Source organism: Promicromonospora sukumoe 327MFSha3.1 (genome assembly GCF_000385135.1).
Classification (GTDB): domain Bacteria; phylum Actinomycetota; class Actinomycetes; order Actinomycetales; family Cellulomonadaceae; genus Promicromonospora; species Promicromonospora sukumoe_B.
Window position 1 is genome coordinate 340,298 of record NZ_ARQM01000011.1, and the last position, 25,171, is coordinate 365,468.

22 protein-coding genes are annotated in these 25,171 nt (G+C 72.4%); 16 read left to right on the forward strand and 6 right to left on the reverse strand.

Annotated elements, in window-relative coordinates; translation table 11 throughout:
- Positions 1–13 precede the first annotated feature (13 nt).
- Genes H291_RS0115270 through H291_RS33820 form a run of 3 tightly spaced genes read right to left on the reverse strand, consistent with a single transcriptional unit; the run spans position 14 to position 1,502 of the window.
- Entirely contained in the window at positions 14–937 is a 924-nt protein-coding gene (locus H291_RS0115270) for a GNAT family N-acetyltransferase (protein WP_020015876.1), read from the reverse strand.
- Between the two features lie 38 nt (positions 938–975).
- A complete protein-coding gene (locus H291_RS0115275) occupies positions 976–1,359 on the reverse strand; it encodes a type II toxin-antitoxin system death-on-curing family toxin (protein WP_020015877.1) in 384 nt (127 codons plus the stop codon).
- Positions 1,356–1,502 (reverse strand): hypothetical protein, encoded by a 147-nt coding sequence (locus H291_RS33820; RefSeq protein WP_020015878.1) that lies wholly within the window; start codon positions 1,500–1,502, stop codon positions 1,356–1,358. The genes H291_RS0115275 and H291_RS33820 overlap by 4 nt, the downstream gene beginning before the upstream one ends.
- 97 nt (positions 1,503–1,599) lie before the next feature.
- Between H291_RS33820 and H291_RS0115285 the strand changes: the two genes are divergently transcribed.
- On the forward strand, positions 1,600–2,757 hold the full coding sequence (locus H291_RS0115285) for a serine hydrolase domain-containing protein (protein WP_020015879.1): 1,158 nt from the start codon (positions 1,600–1,602) through the stop codon (positions 2,755–2,757).
- Positions 2,742–3,248: a pyridoxamine 5'-phosphate oxidase family protein gene (locus H291_RS0115290; RefSeq protein WP_020015880.1), complete on the forward strand. Its 507-nt coding sequence runs from the start codon at positions 2,742–2,744 to the stop codon at positions 3,246–3,248. Before H291_RS0115285 ends, H291_RS0115290 begins: the two co-directional genes overlap by 16 nt.
- Here H291_RS0115290 and H291_RS0115295 read toward each other — a convergent pair.
- Both H291_RS0115295 and uxaC read right to left on the reverse strand, forming a co-directional pair.
- On the reverse strand, positions 3,242–5,323 hold the full coding sequence (locus tag H291_RS0115295) for an alpha-glucuronidase (protein ID WP_051109503.1): 2,082 nt from the start codon (positions 5,321–5,323) through the stop codon (positions 3,242–3,244). The genes H291_RS0115290 and H291_RS0115295 overlap by 7 nt on opposite strands.
- A 217-nt stretch (positions 5,324–5,540) precedes the next feature.
- Positions 5,541–6,977, reverse strand: a complete 1,437-nt coding sequence (uxaC, locus tag H291_RS0115300; protein WP_020015882.1) for a glucuronate isomerase — start codon at positions 6,975–6,977, stop codon at positions 5,541–5,543.
- A gap of 166 nt (positions 6,978–7,143) precedes the next feature.
- Between uxaC and H291_RS0115305 the strand changes: the two genes are divergently transcribed.
- The 14 genes from H291_RS0115305 (at position 7,144) to H291_RS0115365 (ending at position 23,983) form a co-directional block, all read left to right on the forward strand.
- A complete protein-coding gene (locus H291_RS0115305; RefSeq protein ID WP_020015883.1) occupies positions 7,144–8,181 on the forward strand; it encodes a LacI family DNA-binding transcriptional regulator in 1,038 nt (345 codons plus the stop codon).
- Positions 8,182–8,233: 52 nt separating this feature from the next.
- Entirely contained in the window at positions 8,234–9,466 is a 1,233-nt protein-coding gene (locus H291_RS0115310; protein WP_020015884.1) for an extracellular solute-binding protein, read from the forward strand.
- Positions 9,463–10,596, forward strand: a complete 1,134-nt coding sequence (locus tag H291_RS0115315; protein WP_020015885.1) for an ABC transporter ATP-binding protein — start codon at positions 9,463–9,465, stop codon at positions 10,594–10,596. The genes H291_RS0115310 and H291_RS0115315 overlap by 4 nt, the downstream gene beginning before the upstream one ends.
- 30 nt (positions 10,597–10,626) lie before the next feature.
- The gene (locus tag H291_RS0115320; protein ID WP_020015886.1) at positions 10,627–11,541 is read left to right on the forward strand and encodes an ABC transporter permease; all 915 of its coding nucleotides are present in this window, start codon (positions 10,627–10,629) and stop codon (positions 11,539–11,541) included.
- Positions 11,541–12,395 (forward strand): ABC transporter permease, encoded by an 855-nt coding sequence (locus H291_RS0115325; protein WP_020015887.1) that lies wholly within the window; start codon positions 11,541–11,543, stop codon positions 12,393–12,395. Before H291_RS0115320 ends, H291_RS0115325 begins: the two co-directional genes overlap by 1 nt.
- Entirely contained in the window at positions 12,388–13,884 is a 1,497-nt protein-coding gene (locus H291_RS0115330; RefSeq protein ID WP_020015888.1) for a mannitol dehydrogenase family protein, read from the forward strand. Before H291_RS0115325 ends, H291_RS0115330 begins: the two co-directional genes overlap by 8 nt.
- 305 nt (positions 13,885–14,189) lie before the next feature.
- Complete coding sequence (locus tag H291_RS30315) at positions 14,190–15,284, forward strand: Gfo/Idh/MocA family protein (protein WP_020015889.1); 1,095 nt, start codon at positions 14,190–14,192, stop codon at positions 15,282–15,284.
- A gap of 133 nt (positions 15,285–15,417) precedes the next feature.
- Positions 15,418–15,564 carry a hypothetical protein gene (locus H291_RS34615; RefSeq protein ID WP_157237073.1) on the forward strand — a complete coding sequence of 49 codons (147 nt, stop codon included), beginning with the start codon at positions 15,418–15,420 and terminating at the stop codon, positions 15,562–15,564.
- A gap of 366 nt (positions 15,565–15,930) precedes the next feature.
- A complete protein-coding gene (locus H291_RS0115340; RefSeq protein WP_020015890.1) occupies positions 15,931–17,259 on the forward strand; it encodes an ABC transporter substrate-binding protein in 1,329 nt (442 codons plus the stop codon).
- Positions 17,260–17,261: 2 nt separating this feature from the next.
- On the forward strand, positions 17,262–18,248 hold the full coding sequence (locus H291_RS0115345) for a carbohydrate ABC transporter permease (RefSeq protein ID WP_084468160.1): 987 nt from the start codon (positions 17,262–17,264) through the stop codon (positions 18,246–18,248).
- A complete protein-coding gene (locus tag H291_RS0115350) occupies positions 18,245–19,147 on the forward strand; it encodes a carbohydrate ABC transporter permease (protein ID WP_020015892.1) in 903 nt (300 codons plus the stop codon). The genes H291_RS0115345 and H291_RS0115350 overlap by 4 nt, the downstream gene beginning before the upstream one ends.
- A gap of 5 nt (positions 19,148–19,152) precedes the next feature.
- Positions 19,153–19,926, forward strand: coding sequence for a hypothetical protein (locus H291_RS30320; protein WP_020015893.1), 774 nt, complete (start codon positions 19,153–19,155; stop codon positions 19,924–19,926).
- A gap of 113 nt (positions 19,927–20,039) precedes the next feature.
- Positions 20,040–22,478: a rhamnogalacturonan lyase gene (locus H291_RS0115360; protein WP_020015894.1), complete on the forward strand. Its 2,439-nt coding sequence runs from the start codon at positions 20,040–20,042 to the stop codon at positions 22,476–22,478.
- Between the two features lie 221 nt (positions 22,479–22,699).
- Complete coding sequence (locus tag H291_RS0115365) at positions 22,700–23,983, forward strand: serine hydrolase domain-containing protein (protein WP_198012509.1); 1,284 nt, start codon at positions 22,700–22,702, stop codon at positions 23,981–23,983.
- 90 nt (positions 23,984–24,073) lie between these two features.
- On the opposite strand, the gene H291_RS0115370 is transcribed toward H291_RS0115365, so the two are convergent.
- A complete protein-coding gene (locus tag H291_RS0115370) occupies positions 24,074–25,102 on the reverse strand; it encodes a LacI family DNA-binding transcriptional regulator (RefSeq protein ID WP_020015896.1) in 1,029 nt (342 codons plus the stop codon).
- Between the last annotated feature and the right edge of the window lie 69 nt (positions 25,103–25,171).

Sequence of the window (25,171 nt, forward strand, 5' to 3'; positions counted from 1 at the left end):
TCCGGCCGCGGCGCTACAGCGGGCGGCTGAACATCCTGCGGTTGGCGAAGGTGCGGTAGCCGGCGCGCTGGAACGCCTTGGACATGGCGACGTTGCCGGCGTCGCAGTCGCCGCGGATCTCCGTCGCGCCCGCCGCCACCAGGACATGCGTCCCGCGTGCGACGGCGGCGGTGGCGTAGCCGTGACCACGTCCGGCCGGTGCGACGGCGATCAGGCCGATCACGGCGGAGCTCGCAGTCCGGGCGGGCAGGCTGAGCGCCACCGGCCGGTCCTGCCGGTCGTAGCCGATCTCGAACCAGGCCGGCTCGTGGTCCAGCTCGCGCATCTCGGCGAGGTTGCGCTCGGCGGCGCCCCGCAGGCCGTGCTGAGCGACCTCCGCGAGGAAGATCGAGTCCTTCGTGTCGGTGAAGGTGTCGGCGAGCAGGTCGACGAACGGCTCCTCGCCGAGCTCCGCGAGCGACCGCCAGCGCAGCCGGTCGTCCTGGGCGGGCAGCGGGTCGCGGTCCGACCGGATGAACCGGTGCCCGTCGCGGGCGAGGGAGAAGCCCTGGGCGGTGAGCAGCCGCACCCGCCGCTCCGGGTCGTGCTGGAACTGCGGGGCCTGGCTCGGCGCGTCCAGGACGTGCCCCTGCGTCTCCGCGCCGAGCGAGCGGGCCAGCTCGGCGGCGTGCGTCAGCAGCGCGGCCGCGCTCTCGTCGTCGCCCGGCTCGAGGAGCACGATGTCCATCGGCACCGAGCGGCCCGGGACGGTCCAGAGCACGACGTTCCCCACGAGCTCGCCGTCCCGCTCGGCCACCAGGCACCAGTCCGCGCGGGTGCAGCCGTTGTCGAGCAGGCCCGCGAGGTAGGCCGAGGTCGCGCCGTTGCGCGCGTCGTCGTCCGCGTACGTGGTCAGGGCGGGAAGCTCGTCGGGCCGAGCGGGCCGAATCGTCAGCACAGTCACGTTCCTTCGTCGGTGTTCGTCAGCAGCGCATGCTAACCGCGGGCGCCGAACATCGACGCCAGCTCGCCCGCGACCAGGTCCAGGTCCGGGTGGCCGGAGGCAACCCTCATCACGAGGGCCTCGTGGTCGTCGACCGTGCGGGCCAGGTCCGGGTGGCCGTTGACCCGGTAGGTCGCCGCGACGACGATCCAGGCGAGCCGCTTGTTGCCGTCGACGAGCGGGTGGTTGCGGTTCACCGAGTCGAGCGTGGCCGCCATCTTGAGGTGGATGCCCGGGTAGAGCTCCTGGCCGTACGAGCTCATGCTCGCCCGGCTCAGGGCCGGCTCCAGCAGCCCGTGATCGCGGACGACCGGCTTGATCCGCTCGGCGACGTCGAACATCCGCAGGGCGACGTGCGCCGGGACGAGATACGTCACTGGCCGAGCCGGTTCAGGAGCTCCCGGTCACGGGCGCCGATGTGCTCGGCGGCGGCCAGCCAGTTCTCCTCGGTGGGCCGGTCCTGCGAGCCGGCGGCGTCCTCGGTCGGCTGGTTCTGGGGGCGGGGCGTCGGGTTCGTCATGGCGGCCTTCCTGGTGAGAGGTTCCTGCGGCCTGACCATCGCACGCCAGGGCGCCCGGCGCCGATGACTTTTCCCGGGCCGGCCGGTCGGACCTGGCATGGGTGACGGCACCGTACGCGACCTGCAGGGTCGCGTCCAGGAGACGGTAGACCGCCTGGTGGCCGACGGCGGGGAGGTCGGCCTCCAGGTGGCTGTCGTCCACCGGGGCGAGCTCGTCGTGGACGTCGTGGGCGGCCTCGCCGACGCAGGCCAAGGAGCGGCCGTCACCCCGGACACCCTGTTCTTCGCGGCGTCGACGGCCAAGGGCGTGGCGTCCGCCGTCGCGCACGTGCTGGTCGAGCGCGGGGAGCTGGACCACGACCTGCGGATCGCCGACGTCTGGCCGGAGTTCGCCGCGCACGGCAAGGGCGGCGCGACCCTGCGCCACGTGCTGATGCACTCGGTCGGCGTGCCCGCCCCGCCCTACGACACGACCGCCCGGGACCTGTGCGACTGGGACGGCATGTGCCGGGCGCTCGCGGACGCGGAGCCGTGGTGGGAGCCCGGCACCGGGTTCGGCTACCACGCGCAGACCTTCGGCTTCCTGCTCGGCGAGACGGTGCGCCGGGCCACCGGGCAGACCCTGACCTGGTGGCTCCACGAGGCCGTCACCGGCCCCCTCGGGGTCGAGGAGGACGTGCACTTCGGCGTGCCGCCCGCGCTGCTGGGCCGGGTGGCGCGGCAGGAGCCGGACCTCGGGCCGCCGTCCGCCCCGGAACCCGGCTCGCCGGCCGACCGGGCGGTCCCACCAGCGATACGCCCGGACGCCGCGTTCGCCAACCGGCGTGACGTGCTGACCAGCGACATCCCGTCCGGGGGCACCATGTCGGCCCACGGCGCCGCGCGCGTCTTCGCGGGCCTGCTCGGGTACGGCGGCGCCGCCCTGGTGTCACCGGCCAGGCTGACGAGCATGGCGCGCCCCGCGTTCGAGGGCCGGGACGTCGTGATGGACGTGCCGACGACGTGGGCGTTCGGGTTCGCGCCGTCGCGTCCCGGCCCCGTGCCTTCCCGGCCCGGGTCGGCCTTCGGTATGTTCGGCGCGAACGGATCCGGGGTCTGGGCCGACATCGACACCGGCGTCGCGGTCGCCGTGATGCGCAACCGGTTCGGCCCGGGCTGGAGCACCGCCGGCGAGATCGACCGGCTCGTCGCAGAGCACTTCACAGAGCACTTTCCGACGTCGTCAGAAGGAGAAGACTCATGGACAACCCGGTGACCAAGCTCGACGCCCGGTTCAGCGACCCCAACGTGCAGCCGACCGCGTGGGACGAGACGCGGGAGGTGCTCGAGAACGCGCAGCTCACCTGGCTGACCACCGTGCGCGCCGACGGCCGCCCGCACGTCACGCCGCTCGTCGCCGTCTGGCACGAGGGGGCGCTGCACTTCACCACGGGCCCCGAGGAGCAGAAGGCCGTCAACCTCGAGGGCAACCCGAACGTCGTGCTGACCACGGGCGACAGCACCTGGGACAAGGGCCTGGACGTCATGGTCGAGGGCCCGGCCCGGCGCGTCACCGACCAGCGGACCCTGGAGCTGCTCGCCGCCGCGTGGCGGGAGAAGTGGACCGGGCAGTGGCAGTACGAGGTCGGCGACGGGGCCTTCACCAACGACGTCGGCGGGACGGCGCTCGTGTTCGCGGTCCAGCCGGCCAAGGTGCTGGCCTTCGGCAAGGGCACCTACAGCCAGACCTCGTACGTGCCTCAGTAGATCGTGCGCCCCCGCTCGTCCGCGATCCCGGACTTCCGCAGGAAGTAGGTGTTGACCTGGTCGCGCCACTCGGTGGCGCTGCGGAGCTGCTCGGCCAGCCGCTCGGCGACCCGCTCCGCGACCTGCTGGTCCACGAGCGTGGAGACCTCGGACCACGCGCCGATCATCTGCTCCACGCGGTCCACGCCGTCGAAGTGGGTGTCGTAGATGTGCTGCACCACGGTCTTGCCGCTGTGCAGCACGTGCGTGTACGGCACGTGGTGGAAGAAGAGCAGCAGCTCGTCGGGGCACGACGACGGCGACTCGTACGTCGCCGACCACGGCGCCGGGTACTGGCCCGCGTAGCCGGTGCCGGTGCCGACCGTGCGGTCGACGCCGATGCCGTCGCGGTCCGCGAAGTGGTAGGTGCCCCACGGCGTGTACTCGTAGCCGTCGACGTCGGGCCCGTAGTGGTGGCCGGGGCGCACCATGAAGCCCACCCCGAGCGGCGAGGTGTACTGCTCGTACGTCTCCCACGACCGGTCCAGCACGGCGTGCAGGGCCTGCCCGACGGCGTCCGGGGCACCCGGGAACGTGAGGTCCACCCACTCGTCGAGCACGGCGCCCGGGTCCAGCGCCGGGTCCCAGCACAGCCGCCCGTAGGCGTAGAGGTTGGCCTGGGCGAATGGGTGGCCGGTCCAGAACTCGTCGTCGCCCACGTTCGAGACGGCGGCGAACCCGCCGGCGGGCTTGCGCCAGGTGCCGGTGCCCGGGTCCTCGACGGCCTTGCCGCGGCCCGTGGCGAGGTCGGCCACGCTGGGCGAGCCGTCCGCGCGTCCGGCCGAGTCCCAGAACCGGAAGCCGAGGATCTGGCTCCACTGCGGCCCGAGGTAGACGGCGTGCCGCTGCTGGCCGGTGTACTCCTGGGTGACCTGCAGCTCCAGGGCGACGCGCGTGTGCGGCATCGCGGCCAGCACCGGGCTCAGCGGCTCGCGCACCTGGAAGTCCATGGGCCCGTACTTGACCTGCAGCACCACGTTGTCCGAGAACGTGCCGTCCAGCGGGCGGAAGTGGTCGTAGGCGGCGCGGGCGCGGTCGGTCGACCGGTCGCGCCAGTCCTGCTTGTGGTCGTAGACGAAGGCGCGCCAGTGGATCAGCCCGTCGTACGGCTCGACGGCCGCGGCCAGCATGTTCGCGCCGTCGGCGTGGGTGCGCCCGTAGGCGAACGGCCCGGGCTGGCCCTCGGAGTCCGCCTTGACCACGAAGCCGCCGAAGTCCGGGATCGCGTCCCAGACGCGCGCCGCGGCCCGCACCCACCAGTGCGCGACGCCCTGGTCGAGCGGGTCGGACGTGTCCAGGCCGCCCAGCGTCATCGGCGAGGCGAACGACACCGACAGGTGCACGCGGATGCCCCAGCGCCGGAACACGGCAGCCACCCGGACGACGTCGCCCAGGTCGTCGGTCAGCAGGCGCGCCTCGCGCGCGTGCACGTTGACGTTGTTGATGGCCACCCGGTTGATCCCGACGGCGGCCAGCAGGCGCGCGTACCGCTCGACGCGGGACAGGTCGGCGTGCACGACGCCGTCGTCGTAGAAGATCGAACCGCCGGAGTAGCCGCGCTCGACCTGGCCCATCGTGGGGTGCACGTCCACGTTGTCCCAGTGGTCGAGCATCCGCAGGTCGGTCGCGGGGGCGTGGGTCTCGTCGGCGTCGGGCCCGTCGAACGCGGCCTCGCCGAGGCGCACCACGTGGAAGAAGCCGTGCAGCAGCCCGGCGTCGCACGCCGCCTGGACCACGACGGCGCCCGCCTCGCGCATGATCCGGAAGCTCTCGTCGGACCCCTCCCCGGTCGAGCCCGGCTGCGACAGGGTCAGCACCAGGTCGGCGTCCGAGACGCCGTCGCCCACCTCGAGGCGGGAGAAGGAGCCGCCGAACCGGGCGGTCGCCGCGGCGACCTCCTCGGCCACGGTGCCGGCCAGGGCGCCGTCGCCCGCCACCACCACGCGGCGGCTGCCGATCGCGGCGAACGCGTCGTCGGGCAGCCAGGCCGGATGGGGAACGTGGGCGGAGGAGGGGCGCGAAGAATCGCCAGTCATGGAACGTCCCATCCGTCTTGCGGTTGATATGCGGATATAGGGGTGTAGGCACTGTGCCTCAGCGACGGCTCCCGGGTCCACCCAGGGGGCCCGGTCTGTCCGGCCCGCGAAAAAGTCGCGACCGGTTCTCACCTTCGAAGCCTAGGTTTCTCCGCTTTGAGCCGCCTCAAAACGGAGAAACCCAGGCCTCGAAGGAGAGTCCTGCGGTGCGCCCGGGTCAGCGCGCCGCGTACGCCGCCTTGGGCAGGTGGTAGGCCAGGTCGGCCGCTGTCTCGACGGCCTCGTCCAGGTCGAGCCGGTGCTCGGCCACGAGCCGGGCCAGGTAGCCGGCGTCGACGCGGCGCGCCAGGTCGTGCCGGGCGGGGATCGAGCAGAACGCGCGGGTGTCGTCCACGAAGCCCGACATGTTCGAGAACCCGGCGGTCTCCGTGGCGGCCTCGCGGAACCGGCGCATCGCGTCGGGCGCGTCCAGGAACCACCAGGGCGCGCCCAGGCGCAGGGCCGGGTAGACGCCGGCCAGCGGGGCGAGCTCGCGCGAGTACACGTCCTCGTCGATGGTGAACGCGATCATCCGGAAGGTCTCCGAGTTGCCGAACGCCTCCAGCACCGGCCGCAGGCCCTGCGTGAACTCGGCGGTCACGGGGATGTCGTACCCCTTGTCGGGGCCGAACGCCGCCGCGACGGCGGGGTCGTGGTCGCGCAGCACGCCGGGGTGGAACTGCATGACCAGGCCGTCCTCGGTGGCCATCCCCGCCATCTGGAACAGCATGTGCGCGGAGAACGCCGCCTCCTCGGCCGCGGAGAGGTTCGCGCCGTCCCCGGCCGGACCGGCCGCGAGGGCCTTCTCGAACAGGGCGCGCGCCACCTCGTCGGGCAGCGGGGTGGTGTCGGCGCTGAAGTGCCCGTGGTCGGTGGCCAGGCCGCCCGCGGCGACGAACGCGGCGCGGCGCTCGCGGAGCGCCGCCAGGTAGCCCGCGTACGAGTCGGTGGCGATGCCCGACGCCTTGGCCAGCTTCTCCAGGTCGTCCCGCCAGGTGGGGCGCGCGGGGTGCAGCAGCGGGTCGGGGCGGAAGGTCGGCAGCACCCGGCCGGGCAGCTCGGCGGCGAGCCGGGTGTGCTCGTCGAGCGTGCTCCAGGCGGGGTCGGTCGTGGCGATGACCTCGATGCCGAACCGGTCCAGGAGGGCGCGCGGCCGGAAGTCCGGGTCGGCGAGCCGCTCGGCGATCTGGTCGTAGACCTGGTCGGCGGTCTCCGCGGACGGCCGCACCGTCACGCCGAAGATCTCGACCAGCTCGTGCTCCATCCAGTACCGCGTGGGCGTGCCGCGGAAGTGCTTCCAGCCCGCGCAGAACCGGCGGAAGATCTCGCGCGGGTCGGACTCGAACCCGGGCGCGACGGCGGGGCCGACGCCCAGCTCGGGGAGCTTGGCGCCCTGCGACACGAGCATCCGCGTCAGGTAGTGGTCGGGGACCACGAGGAGCTGGGCGGGGTCGGGGAAGGGCTCGTCGTCCGCGAAGGCGGTGACGTCCACGTGGCCGTGCATCGAGACGATCGGGAGGTCCTGGACCGCCGCGTAGATCTCGCGCGCGATCGGCCGGGTCACGGGGTCGGCGGGCAGGGCGCGGTCGGGGTGCAGCGTCCAGGTGTCGGTCACAGAGTCCTCCTGCGGGCGTCGTTGCCGGTTCGGGTAAGCGCTTCCACATCGTAGGCATTGCCAAGCCTCGATACGAACGTGAGAAGCAGAGCATTGCGAACGTTTGCAGCCAAACCCTACGATAGTGTGCAAACGTTCGCAGTGTCGCGAATCGCCAGGAGGTGGCATGGTCACGGTGCACGACGTCGCGCGCGCCGCCGGGGTCTCGATCTCCACCGTCTCGCGCGCGCTGACCGCCCCCGAGCGGGTGGCGGCCGCCACCCGCGACCGCGTGACCAGGGTCGCCGCCGAGCTCGGCTACCGACCCAACCTCGCGGCCAGCGGCCTGCGGATGGGCCGCACGCATGCCGTCGGGCTACTGGTCCCCGACCTGGAGAACCCGTACTTCGCGTCCGTGACGAAGAGCGTCCAGGCGCGGGCCCGCGCCGAGGGCTACGAGGTCTTCGTCGCCGACACCGACGAGGACGCCGACGTCGAGCCCGAGCTGATCGGCGCGCTCGCCGCCCGGACCGACGGCCTGCTGCTGGCCTCGCCCCGCTCGGGCGAGGCCGAGCTGCGGACCGCGCTCGACGGGCTGACGGCGGTGCTCGCGAGCCGCGAGCTGCCGGCGGCCGCGCCCGGCACCGGCGACGGGACCGACGCCGACTCCGCCGCCCCCGACGCCGTCCCGTTCGTCGCCGTGGACGACGCCGACGGCGTCGCGCAGATCCTCGGGCACCTGCACGCCCTGGGGCACCGCAGGGTCGGGGTCGCGGCCGGCCCGCCGTCGTCCTGGTCCGGACGGCGCCGCGTCGCGGGGCTCGTCACCGCCGCCGCGCGCTGGGACCTCGAGCTGGTGCGGCTCGGCACCTTCCAGCCGTACTTCGCGGGCGGCACCCAGGCCGCCGACCACGCCGTGGCGAGCGGCGTCACCGCCGTCGTCGCGTTCAACGACCTCATGGCCCTCGGCATCCTGGACCGCCTGCGCCAGCGCGGGATCGACGTACCGGGCCGCATGTCGGTGGTCGGATTCGACGACGTGCAGCTCGCCACCCTGGTCTCGCCCGCGCTGACCACCGTGCACGCCCCGCTGGCCCGCCTGGGCCGGCGCGCCGTCGACCTGCTGCTCGCGCGCCTGCGCGGCGGCACGCCGGCGAGCGTCCAGCTCCCCGTGGAGCTCACGATCCGCGGGTCCTCAGGACCCGCACCGGCCGGGACCGACTGAGGTCCCTCCTGGCCACCAACCCGGGCGACGGAGCCCGAGAGAGGAAGGCACCATGCGTACCTCGAAGAAGGCGGTGGCGCTCGCGGGCGTCGCCGCGCTGGCCCTGCTCACCGCGTGCGCCCCGCCCGCGCCGCCCGGCGGGGAGAGCGGCGGCGCCGTGACCGACGCGTCGGAGGTCCCCGACACGCCGTCGGAGCCGGTCACCCTGAACATCCTCGACGTCGCGGGCAACCAGCGGCTCACCGAGGGCATGGTCGACGAGTTCGTCGAGAACAACCCGGACGTCATCGAGTCGGTGACCTGGGAGACGGGCGGCGCGCCCGACGTCACGGGCATCGTCAAACCGCAGGTGGACAGCGGCAACCTGTCCATCGACGTGGTGTTCACCGGCAACGACGGGCTCGCGGCCGGAATCGGCCAGGACCTGTGGATCCCGCTCGTGGACGACTACGGCGACCGGCTGACCAACCAGGAGAACTACCTGGAGCCCGCCGCGAACATGCAGGAGCTCGCCGAGGGCTACGGCGTGGTGACGACCTACTACCCGTCCGGTCCGCTGCTGCAGTACGACCCCGAGGTGGTCGGCACGCCGCCGGCCACACCCGAGGAGCTGCTGGAGTGGGCGAAGGCCAACCCGGGCAAGTTCGGGTACGCGCGCCCCGCGAACTCCGGCCCCGGCCGCACGTTCCTCATGGGCCTGCCCTACATCTTGGGCGACGAGGACCCGACCGACCCCGAGAACGGCTGGGACAAGACCTGGGCGTACCTCAAGGAGCTCGGTCAGTACGTCGACACCTATCCGACGGGCACGGGCCAGGTCGTGACCAACATGGCCGACGGCACCTGGTCGATGATCCCGACCACCACCGGCTGGGACATCGCCCCGCGGGCCGAGGGCCAGCTCCCGGACACCCTGGAGGCCGCCGCGTTCGACGACTTCACGTGGGTGACCGACGCGCACTACGCCGCGATCCCGAAGGGGCAGAGCGCCGACAAGATCAGCGCGATCCTGCTCCTGCTGCAGGACATGCTCACCCCCGAGCAGAACGCCAAGGCGTACGACGCCGGCTACTTCTACCCGGGCCCGGCGGTCGAGGGCGCGACGCTCGACCTCGCGCCGCAGGAGTCGCAGGACGTCATCGAGGACTTCGGCCGCCCGCTGTTCGACGAGCTCATCGAGTCGCAGGACGCCGTCGTGCCGCTCGACGCGGACTCGATGGTGACCGCGTTCGACATCTGGGACCGCGAGGTCGGCGGCGGCAAGGTGGAGGAAGAGGCCGAATGAGCGACTTCGAGTCCCTGGAGCTGCGGGGCGTCGGCCGCCGCTTCGGCGGGGTGGACGCGCTGGCCGGCCTGGACCTGACGATCCGGGCGGGGGAGTTCGTCGCGCTGCTGGGGCCGTCCGGCTGCGGCAAGTCGACGGCGCTCAACTGCCTGGCCGGCCTGCTGCCGCTGACGCACGGCGAGATCCGGCTGGACGGGCGGCGGATCGACACGCTGCCGCCGGAGCGGCGCGGGTTCGGCATGGTGTTCCAGTCCTACGCCCTGTTTCCGCACCTCAGCGTCGAGAAGAACGTCGCGTTCGGGCTCCAGATGCAGGGTGTGCCGCGGGCCGAGATCGGCTCGCGGGTACGTGCGGCGATCGACCTGGTCAAGCTCGGCGAGCACGCGAAGAAGCTGCCCGGCCAGCTCTCGGGCGGCCAGCAGCAGCGTGTGGCCATCGCCCGCGCGGTGGTGCTCGAGCCGTCGCTCGTGCTCATGGACGAGCCGCTGTCGAATCTCGACGCCAAGCTGCGCCTCGACATGCGCACCGAGATCCGGCGGCTGCACCAGTCGCTCGGGCTCACCACGATCTACGTGACGCACGACCAGGAGGAGGCGCTGTCGCTGGCCGACCGCCTGGTGGTGATGCGCGAGGGTCGCGTGCAGCAGGTCGGCACGCCCGACGAGCTCTACGAGAGCCCGGCGAGCTGGTACGTCGCCGACTTCATGGGGTACCGGAACATCCTGCCCGCGACCGTCGTCGCGGCGTCCGGGGGCGAGGCCGTGGTCGAGCTCGCGGGCGCGGCGGACGGCGGCGTCCGGCTCACCGGGCGGGCCGTCGGCGCGCTGAGCGCGGGGGACCGGGTGCGGGTCGCGGTGCGGCCGGAGGACCTGCACGTGGGCTCGACCGGCGGTGGGGGCTCGACCAGCGGCGGGGCCGGCGTGATTCCCGGCACCGTGTCCGTCGTCGAGTACCACGGGCGCGAGTTCGCTGTCGGGGTGCAGGCCGGCGACACCATGCTGCACGCCCGCGCGGCGACGGCGCCCGACGTCGGCGGCGCCGTCACCCTGACCGCGCCGGTCGACCGGGTGCTCGTGTTCCCCGAGTCGCTGGACGCCGTCGTGCCGCAGGCGCAGGAGGTGGCGGCGTGAGGCGCCCGTCCGCCCGCGGGGAGGTGCGCCATGAGTAGCGCCGGACGCGCCACCGCGAGCCTGCGGCACCGCCTGGCCGAGCGCGGCATCGACTCGACCCTGTTCCTGCTCGTGCCCGGGCTCGTGGTCGCCGTCGCGCTGTTCGTGTACCCGTTCTCGTACGGGATCGGGCTCACGATCCAGCCCACGGCAGCCATGCGGGAGCAGTGGGGCGGCGGCGCCCTCGCGAACTACGTGGCGTTCTTCCGCGACCCGTTCGTGTTCGACTCCGTGTGGCTCACGATGCGCCTCGCGCTGCCGGCCGCCCTGTTCAACGTGCTGGCGTCGGTGCCGGTGGCGATGGTGCTGCGGCACCGGTTCCGCGGCAAGCGCCTGCTGACGTCGCTGCTGGTGCTGCCCATCACGCTGGGCACCGTGCTCACCGCGCAGGGCCTGCTGATCTTCGCCGGGCGGCAGGGCTGGATCAACCGGGTGCTGCTCGAGCTCGGCATGATCGACGAGCCGCTCAAGCTGGTGAACAACTACCTGGGCGTGATGCTCTCGCTGATCATCACCGGCTTCCCGTTCGCGTTCCTGCTCATCTCGTCCTACCTGTCGGGCATCGACCCGTCGCTGGAGCAGGCCGCCAAGACCCTGGGCGCGGGCTGGTGGCAGCGGTTCCGGCGGATCGTGCTGCCGCTGCTCGCCCCCGGGCTGGCCACCACGTTCGTGCTGACGTTCGTGCTCGCGTTCTCGGTGTTCCCGTCGGCACGGCTGGTCGGTGACGCCATGGGCGAGACCCGGGTCATGTCGCTCATGGCGTTCCGGGCGTTCGGCGAGCAGAACGACTACGCCATGGCGTCCACCATCGCGCTGATGATGGGCGCCGTCGAGCTGGTCGTCGTCGTCGCGGTGCTGGGCCTGCGCTCGCTGCTGTACCGCGGGACCACGGGAGGGAAGGGCTGATGGCCACGTCAACGCTGGAACGGCCGCTCGCCGCGCGGCCGTCCACCTGGTTCGTGTGGGCGGGCATGGCCGCGTTCGGGGTGTTCCTGCTCGGGATCCTCGTCGCGGTGGTCGTCGACTCGTTCGGCCGGCAGTGGTTCGACACCTGGCTGCCCGACGGGCTGACCACCGAGCGCTACGTCGAGGCCTGGGACCGGTTCGACCTCGGCGAGGTGGTCGGCGTCACCGTCGGCGTCGCCGTGCTCGTCGTCGTGATCTCGGTGCTGGTGGGCGTGCCCGCCGCGTACGTGCTGGCCCGCCGGGACTTCCCGGGCAAGCGCGCCGTCATGCTGCTGTTCCTGCTGCCGGTGCTCATGCCGCCCATCACCTACGGCATCCCGCTCGCCACCGTCATGTACTCGTTCGGGCTGGGCCGCACGCTGACCGCCGTCGTGCTGGTCAACCTCGTGCCGTCCGTCCCGTTCGTGATCCTGACGATGACGCCGTTCATCGAGCAGATCAACCCCGCCATCGAGTCGGCCGCCCGGATGTGCGGCGCCAGGACCCGGCAGGTGTTCACCCGGATCCTGGCCCCGCTGCTGGTGCCGGGTATCCTCGCGGCGGCCATCCTGGTACTCGTGCGGACCGTCGGGCTCTTCGAGCTGACGTTCCTCGTCTCGGGCCCAGGTTCGGACACACTCGTCGTAGCCATCTACCGTGGCATGACGGCCGCCGGCGGTGGCGAGGCGAGGCAGCTCATCTCGGCCATGTCGGTGATCTACACCGCGACGATGCTCGCCATGCTCGTGGTGGCGCTGCGGTTCGTGAACCCGACGCAGCTCGTAGCACAAGTCAAGGAGACACGTGATGACTGAGGACCGCCTGCACCGGGACCGTATCCCGGTGGGCATCGACGCCCCCGTGATGCCGACGGCGGTGGGGATAGTCCACCTCGGCATCGGGGCGTTCCACCGCGCGCACCAGGCCGTGTACACGGAGCGCGCCGCGATCGCGACGGGCGACACCAGCTGGGGCATCCTCGGCGTCACCCAGCGGTCCGCGACGGTGCGCGACCAGCTCCGGCCGCAGGGCGGGGTGTACGCCGTGCTCACCGCGGGCGAGCAGGAGTCGTCGGTCGAGCTGATCGGCTCCGTGGTCGACGTCGCGTACCCCGCCGAGGAGACCGAGCGCGTGCTCGCCACGATCGCGGCGCCGTCGACCCACGTGGTCACGCTGACGATCACCGAGAAGGGCTACGCGCGGCGGCCCGACGGTTCGCTGGACACCGAGGCGGTGGCCGCCGACCTCGCGGCGCTGGCCGCGGTGACGGAGGCCGGCGCGGCCGCCGTCCGCCCGGCGGCGTCCGCCATCGGGCTGCTGGTGCGCGGGCTGGCCCAGCGCGCCGCCTCCGGTGCGCCCATCACCGTGCTGACCTGCGACAACATGGTCGACAACGGCCGGGTGCTCGAGCGCCTGGTGCGGGAGGCCGTGGACGCGGCCCTGCCCGGGATCGAGGGCGACGCGCTGCGTGCGTTCCTCGACGCGAACGTCACGTTCCCGTGCTCCATGGTCGACCGGATCGTGCCGGCCACCACGCCGGAGCAGCGCGATCAGGTGGAGCAGGCGCTCGGCGTGCGGGACGAGGGTCTCGTGGTGGGCGAGCCGTTCGCGCAGTGGGTGATCGAGGACCGGTTCGCCGGGCCGCGCCCCGCGTGGGAGGCCGCCGGCGCCACGCTCACCAAGGACGTCGCGCCGTTCGAGCAGGCCAAGCTGCGGCTGCTCAACGGCACGCACTCGCTGGTCGCGTACTCGGGCTGGCTCGCCGGGCACTCGACGATCGCGGGCGGCGTGACGGACCCGGTGATCGCGCAGCGCGCGCGGCAGTACCTCTTCGAGGACGCGCTGCCGACGCTCACCCCGCCCGACGGCCTGGACCTGCAGCAGTACGGCGAGCAGATCCTGGCCCGGTTCGCCAACCCGCACACGGGCCACACCACGGCGCAGGTGGCGATGGACGGCACCCAGAAGATCCCGTTCCGCTGGGGCGGCGTGCTCGCGGACTCGCTCGCCGCCGGGCGCGAGCCGCACGGCGTGGCGTTCGGCCTGGCCGCGTGGGCCGAGTTCGTCCGACGCCGGACGCACTCCGGCGAGGGCGTCGACGACCCGCGCGCCGCGGAGCTCGAGGCCCTGGTCGACGCCGCCGAGATGCCCGGCGGTATGGACGGGCTGGGCGACGTCGCCGGGCTCGCCGGAACCGAGGAGGACCTCCGGGCCCTGCTCGCGCTCCCGGGCCTGCTGCCCGAGAACACGCCGGACAGCTTCGTCGACGCGGTGGCGGCGGAGATCGGCGCGGTGGAGCGCTGACCTGACCCGGCTGGGCTGGTTCTGGTCTGCTGATCGGTCCGGATGACCGGGCTGGTCGTCCCCCGCTGGGCTCATCCCCCTTTGAGGCCTAAGTTTCTTCGCTTTGACGCAGTTCAAAGCGAAGAAACTTAGGCCTCAAAGGGGATCGGGGCGAGCCCGCCGACGCCGCCCGGGTGGGCCGGTCGGTGCGGGAAAGCCCTTTCCAACGGTGCGGGGCGCGGGTAGGGTGCCTGCCGACGGGTGCGACGAGATCGTGCCTGTACGGTCGGGTGATCGATCACACGCGTCGACGAGGACGGAGCAAGATGAGAGTCACGATCCTGGGCACAGGTGCCATCGCCGGAGCCCACGCACGAGCGATCGCGGACCTGCCGGCGCACGGTGTGGACGCGACCCTGGTGCACGCCGTCGACATCGACGCGGCGCGGGCCGAGGCCTTCGCGACCGAGCACGGCGTGCCCGGGCACGGCACCTCGCTGGACGACGTGCTCGGCGACACGGACGTGCTGCACGTCTGCACGCCGCCGGGCGTGCACGCCGACGTCGCCGTCGCCGCGCTGCAGGCGGGTGTGCACGTGGTGGTCGAGAAGCCGGCCACGCTGTCGCTCGCGGAGCTCGACCGGATCGCGGAGGCCGAGGTCGCCTCGATGGCGTCGTTCACGCAGGTGGTGCAGCACCGGTTCGGGCACGGCGCGCGGCAGCTGCGCCGCCTGCTCGACGACGGCGCGCTGGGTCGCCCCCTCGTCGCGACCTGCGACACGATGTGGTTCCGCGGGCCGGCGTACTTCGAGGTGCCGTGGCGCGGCCGCTGGGACACCGAGGGTGGCGGGCCGACGATGGGCCACGGCATCCACCAGTTCGACCTGCTGCTCGCCACGCTCGGGCCGTGGTCCGAGGTGACGGCGATGGCCGGGCGGCTGTCGCGGCACGTGGACACCGAGGACGTCTCGATGGCGATCGTGCGGTTCGCCAACGGTGCGATGGCGACGATCGCGAACTCGCTGCTGTCGCCGCGCGAGACCTCCGACCTGCGGTTCGACACCGAGGCGGCGACGATCGAGCTGTCGCACCTGTACGGCTACACCGATGCCGACTGGACGTTCACGCCCGCGGCGGGCCGGGACGACGTCGGGCAGCTGTGGCAGGCGGACCCCGAGGCGCTGCCGTCGGGGCACCTGGCGCAGTTCGTGCCGACGTACCGGGCGTTCGCCGCGGGCGAGGCGCCGCCGGTCACCGTGGCGGACACGCGTGGCACGCTGGAGCTGGTCGCGGCGATCTACCGCTCGTCGTTCACGGGCGCCGTGGTCCGCGCCGGCGAGATCGCTCCGGGCGACCCGTTCCACGAGTCCATGCGCGGCACGGGCCCGAGCTGGCCCCCGCTGAAGGCCACCCCGGCCTGACGGCGGCCGGGCGACTGTCGACGTAGGCGCCGGCCGGGCGCGGCCTCGGGTCGCGGCACGCTGGCGGCCTGGGGGCTCGGTGCTGGTTGGCGTGGTCGGCGCGGGCGGCGTCGAACGGAGGCATGCTCGCTGCATGAGCGCTCATGCGCCGACGGCCCCTACGTTCGCCGCGCCGCGCCCGGCCCCCGGCGCCCGCCGCCCGCTGCCCGCCGCCCGCGGCTGCCGGCCGCCCGACCGCCGCGCGGCTCCGGCGTCGAACGTAGGCATGCTCGCTGCATGAGCGCTCATGCGCCGACGGCCCCTACGTTCGACCGCCCGGGGTGCCCTGCGCCGCCCCGCATCGCTCGCCCGGCGTCGTCGTCGATCGCGCCGCCACGTCGTGTGGCACCGGCCCGAGCCGCCCGCCGCCGGAGGCAGAGCTCGGTAGCCAGTCCCGTCGAACGTAGGCCTGGTCGGCTCATGGCGCCTCATGAGCCGACCAGGCCTACGTTCGTCTGCCCGGAGCCGGCGCGAGCCGAGGGGGGGTTCGTTACGAATTCCTGACCCCAGGCTCTGGACAACGCTTCCCGTAGCGGTATTGTATCGATTCAGTCGGCCGTCGAGGATGCAGCCGGCCACCAGAAGCAGATTGAGCAAGGAGGCTCACGTGGTCCGCAGAAGCACCACCACACGGACGGCCGTCGTCCAGGTCACGGCCCTCGCGGCGGCTTCGGCCCTCGCCCTCTCGGCGTGCGGGGGCGGCCAGACCGCCTCGGCCGACGCCGCTCCCGTCGCCACCGACCGGGACATCGAGCTGTCCCTGGTCTGGTGGGGGGACGACGACCGCGCGGCCAGGTACGAGGAGGCGGTCGCGCTCTTCGAGGAGAAGCACCCGAACATCGACGTCCAGACCCAGTTCCAGGCGTGGGACGACTACTGGACGGCGCGCAGCACCGAGGCCGCGGGCCAGACCCTGCCGGACGTGTTCCAGATGGACCTCGCCTACATCCACCAGTACGCGTCGAACAACCAGCTCTTCGACCTGTCGAACCAGCTCGGCGTGAACCTGAACACCGACGACTTCGACCAGACGGTGCTCGCCTCCGGCTCGGTCAACGACGGCCAGTACGGCATCCCGACCAGCACGAACACCCTCGGCATGATGCATCACGACGACCTGCTGGACGAGCTCGGCATGGAGCCGCCGCAGGAGGGTCTGACCTGGGACGAGTACGACGCCTGGCTGCGCGAGGTCAGCGCCGCCGGTGCCGACCACGACCCGCAGATCTACGGCGGCACCGACTACACCGGGACGCTGTGGCTGTTCATCCAGTGGCTGGTGCAGCAGGGCAAGACGGCGTTCGCGGACGACGGCTCGCCGGCCTTCGAGAAGGCCGACCTGGTCGCCTGGGCCGAGCGCACCCAGCCGCTGCGCGACGACGGCGTGTTCTTCCCCGTCGAGCGCGCCAAGCAGGTCGAGCCGCTGACCGGCATGCAGGTGGGCCAGGCCGCGACCGAGATGACCTGGGACAACATGATGGCCGGCTACTCGGCCGGTGCGGGTTCCGAGAACCTCGACCTGCTGCCGGTGCCCACGGGCCCCGACGGCTCCGCGCAGTTCTGGAAGCCGTCGATGCTGCTCTCGTCGTCGGCCACGACGCAGGAGCCCGACGCGGCTGCCGCGCTCATCGACTTCCTCGTGAACGACCCCGAGGTCGGCAAGATCTTCGGCACCTCGAAGGGTGTCCCGGCGGTCGCGGCCCAGCGGGACGCGATGGAGGTCGACGAGGGCTCGATCGACGACAAGATCGTCGGCTACGAGGAGCACGTCGCCGACCTCGTCACGGAGGACACCCCGCTGCCCGTCGAGGGTTACGGCGTGGTCGAGGCCGAGTTCAAGCGCCTGGGCGAGGAGCTGTCCTACGGCAACATCACGCCGGAGGAGTTCGCCGACCAGTGGTTCCAGAGCGCCGAATCGAACCTCGGCGGGGCGTGACCATGTCCGCGACCACTACCGAGCGCGGCAGGGCGGCCGGGCGCGGCGGCGTGCGGGGGACGGCGGCGACGTCGTCCCCCGCGCGGGGCGGCGGCAAGCCGCAGCGCAACCGCGCCGACGTCAAGGCCGGGTACGCGTTCCTCTCCCCGTGGCTCCTGGGGTTCGTGCTGCTGACGGCCGGCCCCATGCTGATGTCGCTGTACCTCGCGTTCACCGACTACAACCTGTTCCGGGCCCCGACGTTCGTCGGCATCGACAACTTCACGGCCCTGTTCGCCGACCCGCGGTTCCTCAAGTCCGCCCAGGTGACGGCGGTCTACGTGCTGGTCGGCGTGCCGGTCAAGCTCGCCGCCGCCCTCGCGGTGGCGCTGCTGCTGAACGCCAAGCACCGGGGACAGGGCGCGTACCGCTCGATGTTCTACGCGCCGTCGCTCATCGGGGCCAGCGTCTCCGTGGCGATCGTGTGGCGCGCCATGTTCATCGACGACGGCATCGCCGACCAGGTCCAGCAGTTCTTCGGCCTCCCGGCCGGCGGCTGGGTGGGCGACCCGAGCATGACCATGCCGATGATGATCCTGCTCGCCGTCTGGCAGTTCGGCGCCCCCATGGTGATCTTCCTGGCCGGCCTGAAGCAGATCCCGGCCGAGCTCCACGAGGCCGCCGCCGTCGACGGCGCCGGGCCGATCCGCCGGTTCGTCTCCGTGACGCTGCCGATGCTCTCGCCCGTGCTGTTCTTCAACCTGCTGCTCGAGACGATCGGCGCGTTCCAGGTCTTCAGCTCGGCGTTCATCATCTCGGGCGGTACGGGTGGCCCCGCCGACTCGACGCTCTTCTACACGTTCTACCTCTACCTCAAGGGCTTCACGGAGTTCCGCATGGGGTACGCCTCCGCCATGGCGTGGGTGCTCGTGCTCGTGGTCGGCATCATCACGGCCGTCCTGTTCCGCACCTCGCGTGCCTGGGTCCACTACACGGGAGACGTGCGATGACGACAGCGACCACAACCGCCCCGCGCACCACCGTGAGCACCACGACGAGCGCGACGGCGACCCGGCGCAAGCGCCTGCGGTCCGTCGTCTTCCACGTCCTCGTGATCGCCGTCGCCGTCGTGATCCTGTATCCCGGCGTGTGGATGGTGATGAGCTCGTTCAAGCCGAGCGGCGACATCGTCGGCAACGTGAACCTGTGGCCCGAGACCTGGACGCTCGACAACTACGCGTCCGCGTTCGCGGGCATCGGCGGCGTCTCGTTCTGGACGTTCGTGCTCAACTCGCTGATCCTCGCGGTCGGCTCGGTGGTGGGCATCGTCCTGTCGGCCACCGTCTCGGCCTACGCGTTCGCGCGGATCAACTTCCCCGGCCGGGGCGTGTACTTCGCGGTGATGATCGGCACGATGCTGCTGCCGTTCCACGTGGTGATCATCCCGCAGTACATCCTGTTCAACTCCATGGGCCTGGTGAACACGTTCCTGCCGCTGCTGGCGCCCAAGTTCCTGGCCACCGAGGCGTTCTTCGTCTTCCTCATGGTGCAGTTCCTCCGCGGGCTGCCGCGTGAGCTCGACGAGGCCGCGCGGATCGACGGCTGCGGGCACTGGGGCATCTTCCGCCTCGTGCTGCTGCCGCTGATGCGGCCCGCGGTGATCACCAGCTCGATCTTCGCGTTCATCTGGTCGTGGAACGACTTCCTCGGCCCGCTGCTCTACCTCAAGAGGCCCGACACGTACCCGCTGCCCATCGCGCTGCGGCTCTACGTGGACCAGACGTCGGTGTCCGACTACGGCGCGCAGATGGCCATGGCCGTGCTCGCCCTGGTGCCGGTGCTGCTGTTCTTCGTGGTGTTCCAGCGCTACCTGGTGGACGGCGTCGCCACGCAGGGCCTGAAGGGCTGATCACCGTGGACGCCCAGGAGCAGAACGAGGAGACGACGGCGCCGTCGGGCCGCGGACGGCGCACGGCCGGGGAGGGCTGGTTCCCCCTGCTGGGGGAGACCCTGCTGACCGGGCTGCTCGTGCTCGCCGGCAGCCTGCCCGTCGTGACCGCTCCGGCGGCGCTCGCCGCCGGGGCCGCGCACCTGCGCCGGCACCTCGGCGGGTACGACACCTCGGTCCGCTTGTTCTGGCGGGACTGGGCGGCGGCCGCGCGCCGGCTCTGGCTGCTGGGCGTCCTCGCCCTGGTCGCCGCGGTGACCGTGACGGTCAACACCGGGCTGACGGCGTCGGGCGCGCTGCCCGGCTCCTCGGCCGTCCGGTGGGTCACGTGGGCGGCCGCGGCCTGCGCCGCGGTGGTGCTCGTGCGGACGACGACGGCGTGGTCGGACGGCGACGCCCGGCCGGGTTCCGGGACCGACGTCGCGCTGGGTGCGGGGTCGGGCCCAGCGGCCGACGGCGCGCTCGGTGCCCGAGTCGAGCTCGGGCCGGACGACGCGTCGGGAGCCGGGGCCGGGCCGGACAGCGACGCCGTCGGCGGTGGGACCGTGTGGCAGCTGCTGGCCCGCGGGGCAGCCCGCGCCCGCGACGAACTCACCGGATCCGCGCTGCTGCTGGCTGCCCTGGTGATGTGCGTGGTGCTCGTCTGGATGTTGACGCCGCTCGTCGTGGTGACGGGTGGCCTGCTCGGCCTGGCGGCGGTCGCCGTCGAGACCCGGCGCGTGCGGCGCCCGGTCGACTGAAAGTGCGCCTCTACCCAGCGATTGGGCCCGGAATCACGCGAGTTCCGGGCCCAATCGCTGGGTAGAAGCGCACGTCTTCGTGTGATCTGAGAGTTCAGAGAGGAATTCCATCCATGATCCCGAGAACCATCCGGACCGGCGCCGTGCTGGCCACGGCCCTGAGCCTGGGGCTGAGCGGGGTGGGCGCCGCGGCGTTCGCCGCGACTGTCCCGACCACCACCCCGGCCACGACGGCGCCGGCTGCCCAGGGCGCCGCAGCCCAGGCCGGCGCCACCACCCAGGCCGGCGCCACGACCCAGGCCAGCATCGCCGCCGGCCAGCCCACCACCGAGGGTGACGAGACCGCCCGAGGCGGCCGTCCGACGTCGGGCCCGAAGGTCACCGAGAAGCTGGGTCGCGGGCTGGTCGCGGCCGCGACCAGCGAGGGCGTGTTCCTGAGCTGGCGGCTGCTCGCGCAAGAGGTCACCGGGCACACCGACGCCGGGCTCAAGGGCCCGGGCTTCGCGCTGTACCGCGACGGGCGCCGGATCGCCACGGTCACGGGCGCGACCAACTACCTCGACGCCGCGGGCACGGCCGACGCCCGGTACCGCGTGGTGCCGCTGAGCGGGCCGAACAAGGGCCGGTCGGCGTCGGCCGACGTGTGGGGCGACGGCCACCTGGACATCCCCCTGAACAAGCCGGCCGACGGCGTCACGCCCGCCGGCGAGGCCTACACCTACCGCGCCAACGACGCCTCCGTGGCGGACCTCGACGGCGACGGCGACTACGAGGTCGTCGTGAAGTGGGACCCGTCAAACTCCAAGGACGTGTCCCAGGTCGGCTACACGGGCAACGTCTACCTGGACGCCTACGAGCTCGACGGCACGCAGCTCTGGCGCATCGACATGGGCGTCAACATCCGCGCGGGCGCGCACTACACGCAGTTCCCCGTCTACGACTACGACGGCGACGGCCGCGCCGAGCTCATGGTCAAGACCGCCCCCGGCACCCAGGTGACGACGTACCGCAACGGGCGGCCCGCCGGGCAGCGCTACGTGCCGATCGCCAGGGACGACCGCGCGGCCGGCGTGCGGGACACGGACGACTACCGGATGTCGGCCGGGGACTACTACGAGCACCTCGTGGAGACGTTCCGCGGCTGGTCGGAGCGCCCCGAGGTGACCAGCGGGCAGTGGCCCGCCACGCTCGAGGAGGCGTGGGGCATCGAGTCCCGGTGGACCTACCCGCTGTCCGACGCCGACGCGCGAGCCGCCGTCGACCACTTCATCGACGTGTACGCGCCGTCCCGTTCCACGCGAAACCAGCTCCGCCTGTTCGAGGGCTTCGTGATCAGCGGCCCGGAGTACCTCACCGTCTTCGACGGGGTCAGCGGCCGGCCGCTGCAGACCGTCGACTACGAGCCCGGGCGCACCGACGACGGCCTGCGCTGGGGCGACTACGCCATGGCGCGCATCGAGCCGGGCAACCGGGTGGACCGGTTCCTGTCCGGGGTCGCCTATCTGTCGGAGGGCCGGCCCAGCGCGATCTTCGCGCGCGGCTACTACACGCGCTCGACCGTCGCCGCGTACGACTGGAACGGCAAGAAGCTGACCCGGCGCTGGCTCGCCGACTCGGGCTGGACGCCCATGTCCAACCCGTTCAACGACAGCCCGCACGGCGTGCCGGGCACCTCGCCCGAGTGGGGGAGCATCACCACGCAGGGCTTCCACTCGCTGTCGGCGGCCGACGTCGACGGCGACGGCAGGCAGGAGATCGTCTACGGCTCCGCGACGCTCGACGACGACGGTTCGCTGCTCTACTCGTCGTTCGACACGCTGCCCGAGGGCTCCGCGAACCCCGGGGCGAACGCGGGACTGGGGCACGGCGACGCCATGCACGTGACCGACATCGACCCGGCCCGTCCGGGGCTGGAGATCTGGACCGCGCACGAGGGTGGCACGTGGGCGCCGTACGGCTCCGCGATGCGTTCTGCAGAGGACGGGGAGGTGCTGTTCGGCGAGTACTCGGGCCGCGACACCGGCCGATCGATGATCGGCGACGTGCTGCCCGACGTGCCGGGCATCGAGGTGTGGGCGTCCATGCCGGACGGCACGCTCGGGTCGGGCACGCTGAGCGCCACGGGTGAGCAGGTGTCGACGTCGACCATGGGCACCAACCAGTCCGTGCGGTGGGCCGGCGACGGCACCACGCAGATCGTGGACGGCGCGGACCCGGCGACACCGACGATCAAGGACTGGTCGCGCGGCGTGGTCGCGACCCTGGACGGGACGCTGACCAACAACGGCACCAAGGGCAACCCGTCGCTGGTGGCCGACGTGCTCGGCGACTGGCGCGAGGAGGTGCTGGTGCGCACCACGGACTCGACCGCGCTGCGGGTGTTCACCACGACCGAGCCGAGCGACATCGCGCTGTACACGCTCATGCAGGACCCGCAGTACCGCGTCGAGGTGGCGCGCCAGCAGACCACCTACAACCAGCCGTCGTACCCGAGCTTCTACCTGGCCTCGGACACGGACTGGTCGAAGGTGCCGGTCCCGGGCCGGCGCTGACCTCTGGCGCCTGGCAATTTGAGTTCGGTCGGTTGTCTTGAGACTGGTCAGTCAACTGACCGGTCTCAAGGCAACCGACCGATCTCGTTGCTGGTAGGGCTCCTACCAATGGGCTCAGCCCCTGGGCGGAGTGGCTGGTCAGGATGTCCTTCTTGTGGGGGATCCGCCCCCGGTGCGGGTCCCAGCAAACTGGCGGGGTGCCGAGACGAAGGAGCATCCCCATGAATGCACACCGCCGAGTCAGAGCAACCCTGGGCGTGATGGTGGCCGGCGTGCTGCCGATCACGGGAGCGGGGGCGATCGCGCAGGCCGCGCCGTCGGACACCCCGGTGAGCACCGCGCCGTCGCCCGTGGCGGCGGTCGACGACCCGATGGCGCTGTCGCAGACGGTGCTGGAGGCGGCCGAGCAGGCCGCCGCCCCCTCGGCCGGCGCCCGGACGGCGCCCGGCACCGACGTCCGCCGCGAGCTGGACAAGGCCGTCGCCGGCCTGGTGGACGACGGCGCCGTCGCCGTCACCGCGCGCGTCGAGACGCCGGACCTCACCTGGGCGGGCGCCGGCGGCGTCCGCGAGCTGGACGGGCACGCCCGTGCCCGCACGAGCGACCCGTTCCGGGTCGCGAGCAACACCAAGCCGATGATCGCCACCCTCGTGATGCAGGAGATCGAGAAGGGCACCTGGACGCTGGACACGAGCGTCGAGGACGTGCTGCCCGGCGCCCTGCCGCGCGACGTGACGATCGAGCAGCTGCTGAGCCACACCTCGGGCGCCCCGACGGCGTCGGACTACCTGATCCTCGACAAGATGCAGGACCCGGCCGACGTCGACGAGTACTTCGAGGTGCTCGGCGAGCACTACTCCGACGGCGACCACGTGCGCGCCGCGCACACCGCGCCCTGGGTGCTGGAGCCGGGCACGGGCTTCTCCTACTCCAACGCCGGGTTCGTGACGCTCGGCATGATGCTGGAGAAGGTGAACAGGACCGATCTGGACGACCTGCTCGAGGAGCGCGTGTTCGAGCCGGCCGGGATGCGGTCCAGCGACTACCCGGACAGCCCTCAGAAGCGCGGGCCGTTCCTGCACGACGCCGCCTACACGGGCGCCGACGGTGCGGGCTGGTACACGATCAAGCACTTCGACCCGACGCTGTTCCGCGCGGCGGGCGCCGTGACCAGCACGACCAAGGACCTCGCGGCCTTCAACGAGGCCCTGGTCACCGGCGAGCTGGTCAGCCCGGAGACCGTGACCGACATGCTCACGCCGCGCAGCGCCGAGACGGCCGAGTACGGCCTGGGCACCTACCGCCTGCCCGACCCGTGCGTGCCGGGCGAGTACCTCTACGGGCACGACGGCGCGAGCTTCGGCACCCTGAGCGTCAACTTCACCTCGCTCGACGGCGAGCGGCAGATCGCGCTGGGCGTGACCGGGCGCAACGTCACGCTGGACCAGGACGCGCTGTACGACTTCAACGACATGCTGGTCCCGATGCTCGAGGCGACCTGCTGAGCCACGCCCTGCCGAAGTAGAACCAGGGCGAAGTAGAACCGCAGCGAGGTAGAACCCCAGCACGTGCCGGGGTTCTACCTCGCTGCGGTTCTACTTCGGCGGGGTGGGGGTGCTGGACGCCCGTACCACCAGCGTCGGCTGGAACATCACGTGCTCGGCGGTCGCGTCCGGCCCGTTCAGCAGCAGGTCGGCCGCGCGGGCGCCGAGCTCGTGCGTCGGCTGCCGCACGGACGTCAGGGGCGTGGACAGCTCGGCGGCGAACGTCACGTCGTCGTACCCGACGACCGCCACCTCGGCCGGGACCGCGATGTCCTCGGTACGCAGCGTGCGCAGCACGCCCAGCGCCACCAGGTCGTTGACGCAGAACACGGCGGTGGGCCGGTCGCCCCGCTCCAGCAGCCCGCGGATCGCGGCCTCCCCGCCGTCGGCGTTGAGGCTGGGCACCGTGACCTCGACGAGCGCGGTCGCCGGGTCCAGCCCGGCCGTGACCAGCTCCTTGACGACGCCCTCGTACCGGTCGGCGCACTGCCGGATCGTGTGCGGGCCGTTCAGGAACGCGATGCGCGTGTGCCCCTCGTCGAGCAGGTGCCGGGCGGCGAGCTCGCCGCCGCGCACGTCGTCGACGGCCACGGACGAGATGCTCGGGTCCGACGACGGCCGGTCCAGCAGCACCACGCCGGTGCCCCGCCGGCGGACGGCGAGGAGGTGCTCGATGTCGTCGGTGGCCGGCACGACCATCACGCCCTGCACCCCGTGCTCCTCGAACAGGCGCAGGTAGCGCTGCTCGCGGTCGGGGTCGTCGTCGGACGAGGCGACCATCAGCGTGAAGTCGTCGCGGTCCAGGCGTTCCTCGATGCCGCGCGCCAGGTCGGTGAAGAACGGGTTGGCGATGTCCAGCACGATCGCGCCGACCGTGGTGATGGTCCCCGCGCGGAGCTGGCGGGCCGAGCCGTTGCGCACGAAGCTCAGCTCGTCGATCGCGGCCTCGACCCGCTCGCGGGTCCCGGGCAGCACGCGCTCGGGACGGTTGAGCACGTTGGACACCGTGCCGACGGAGACGCCGGCGGCGCGGGCGACGTCGGCGATGGATGCTCGGCGGTGAGCGGCCGGCTGGGTCATGGAGCGCCTCCTTGCTTCGGGCTACATTATGAACCGTTTCAGGGCGGAGGTCGCCCTCCACGGGGAACG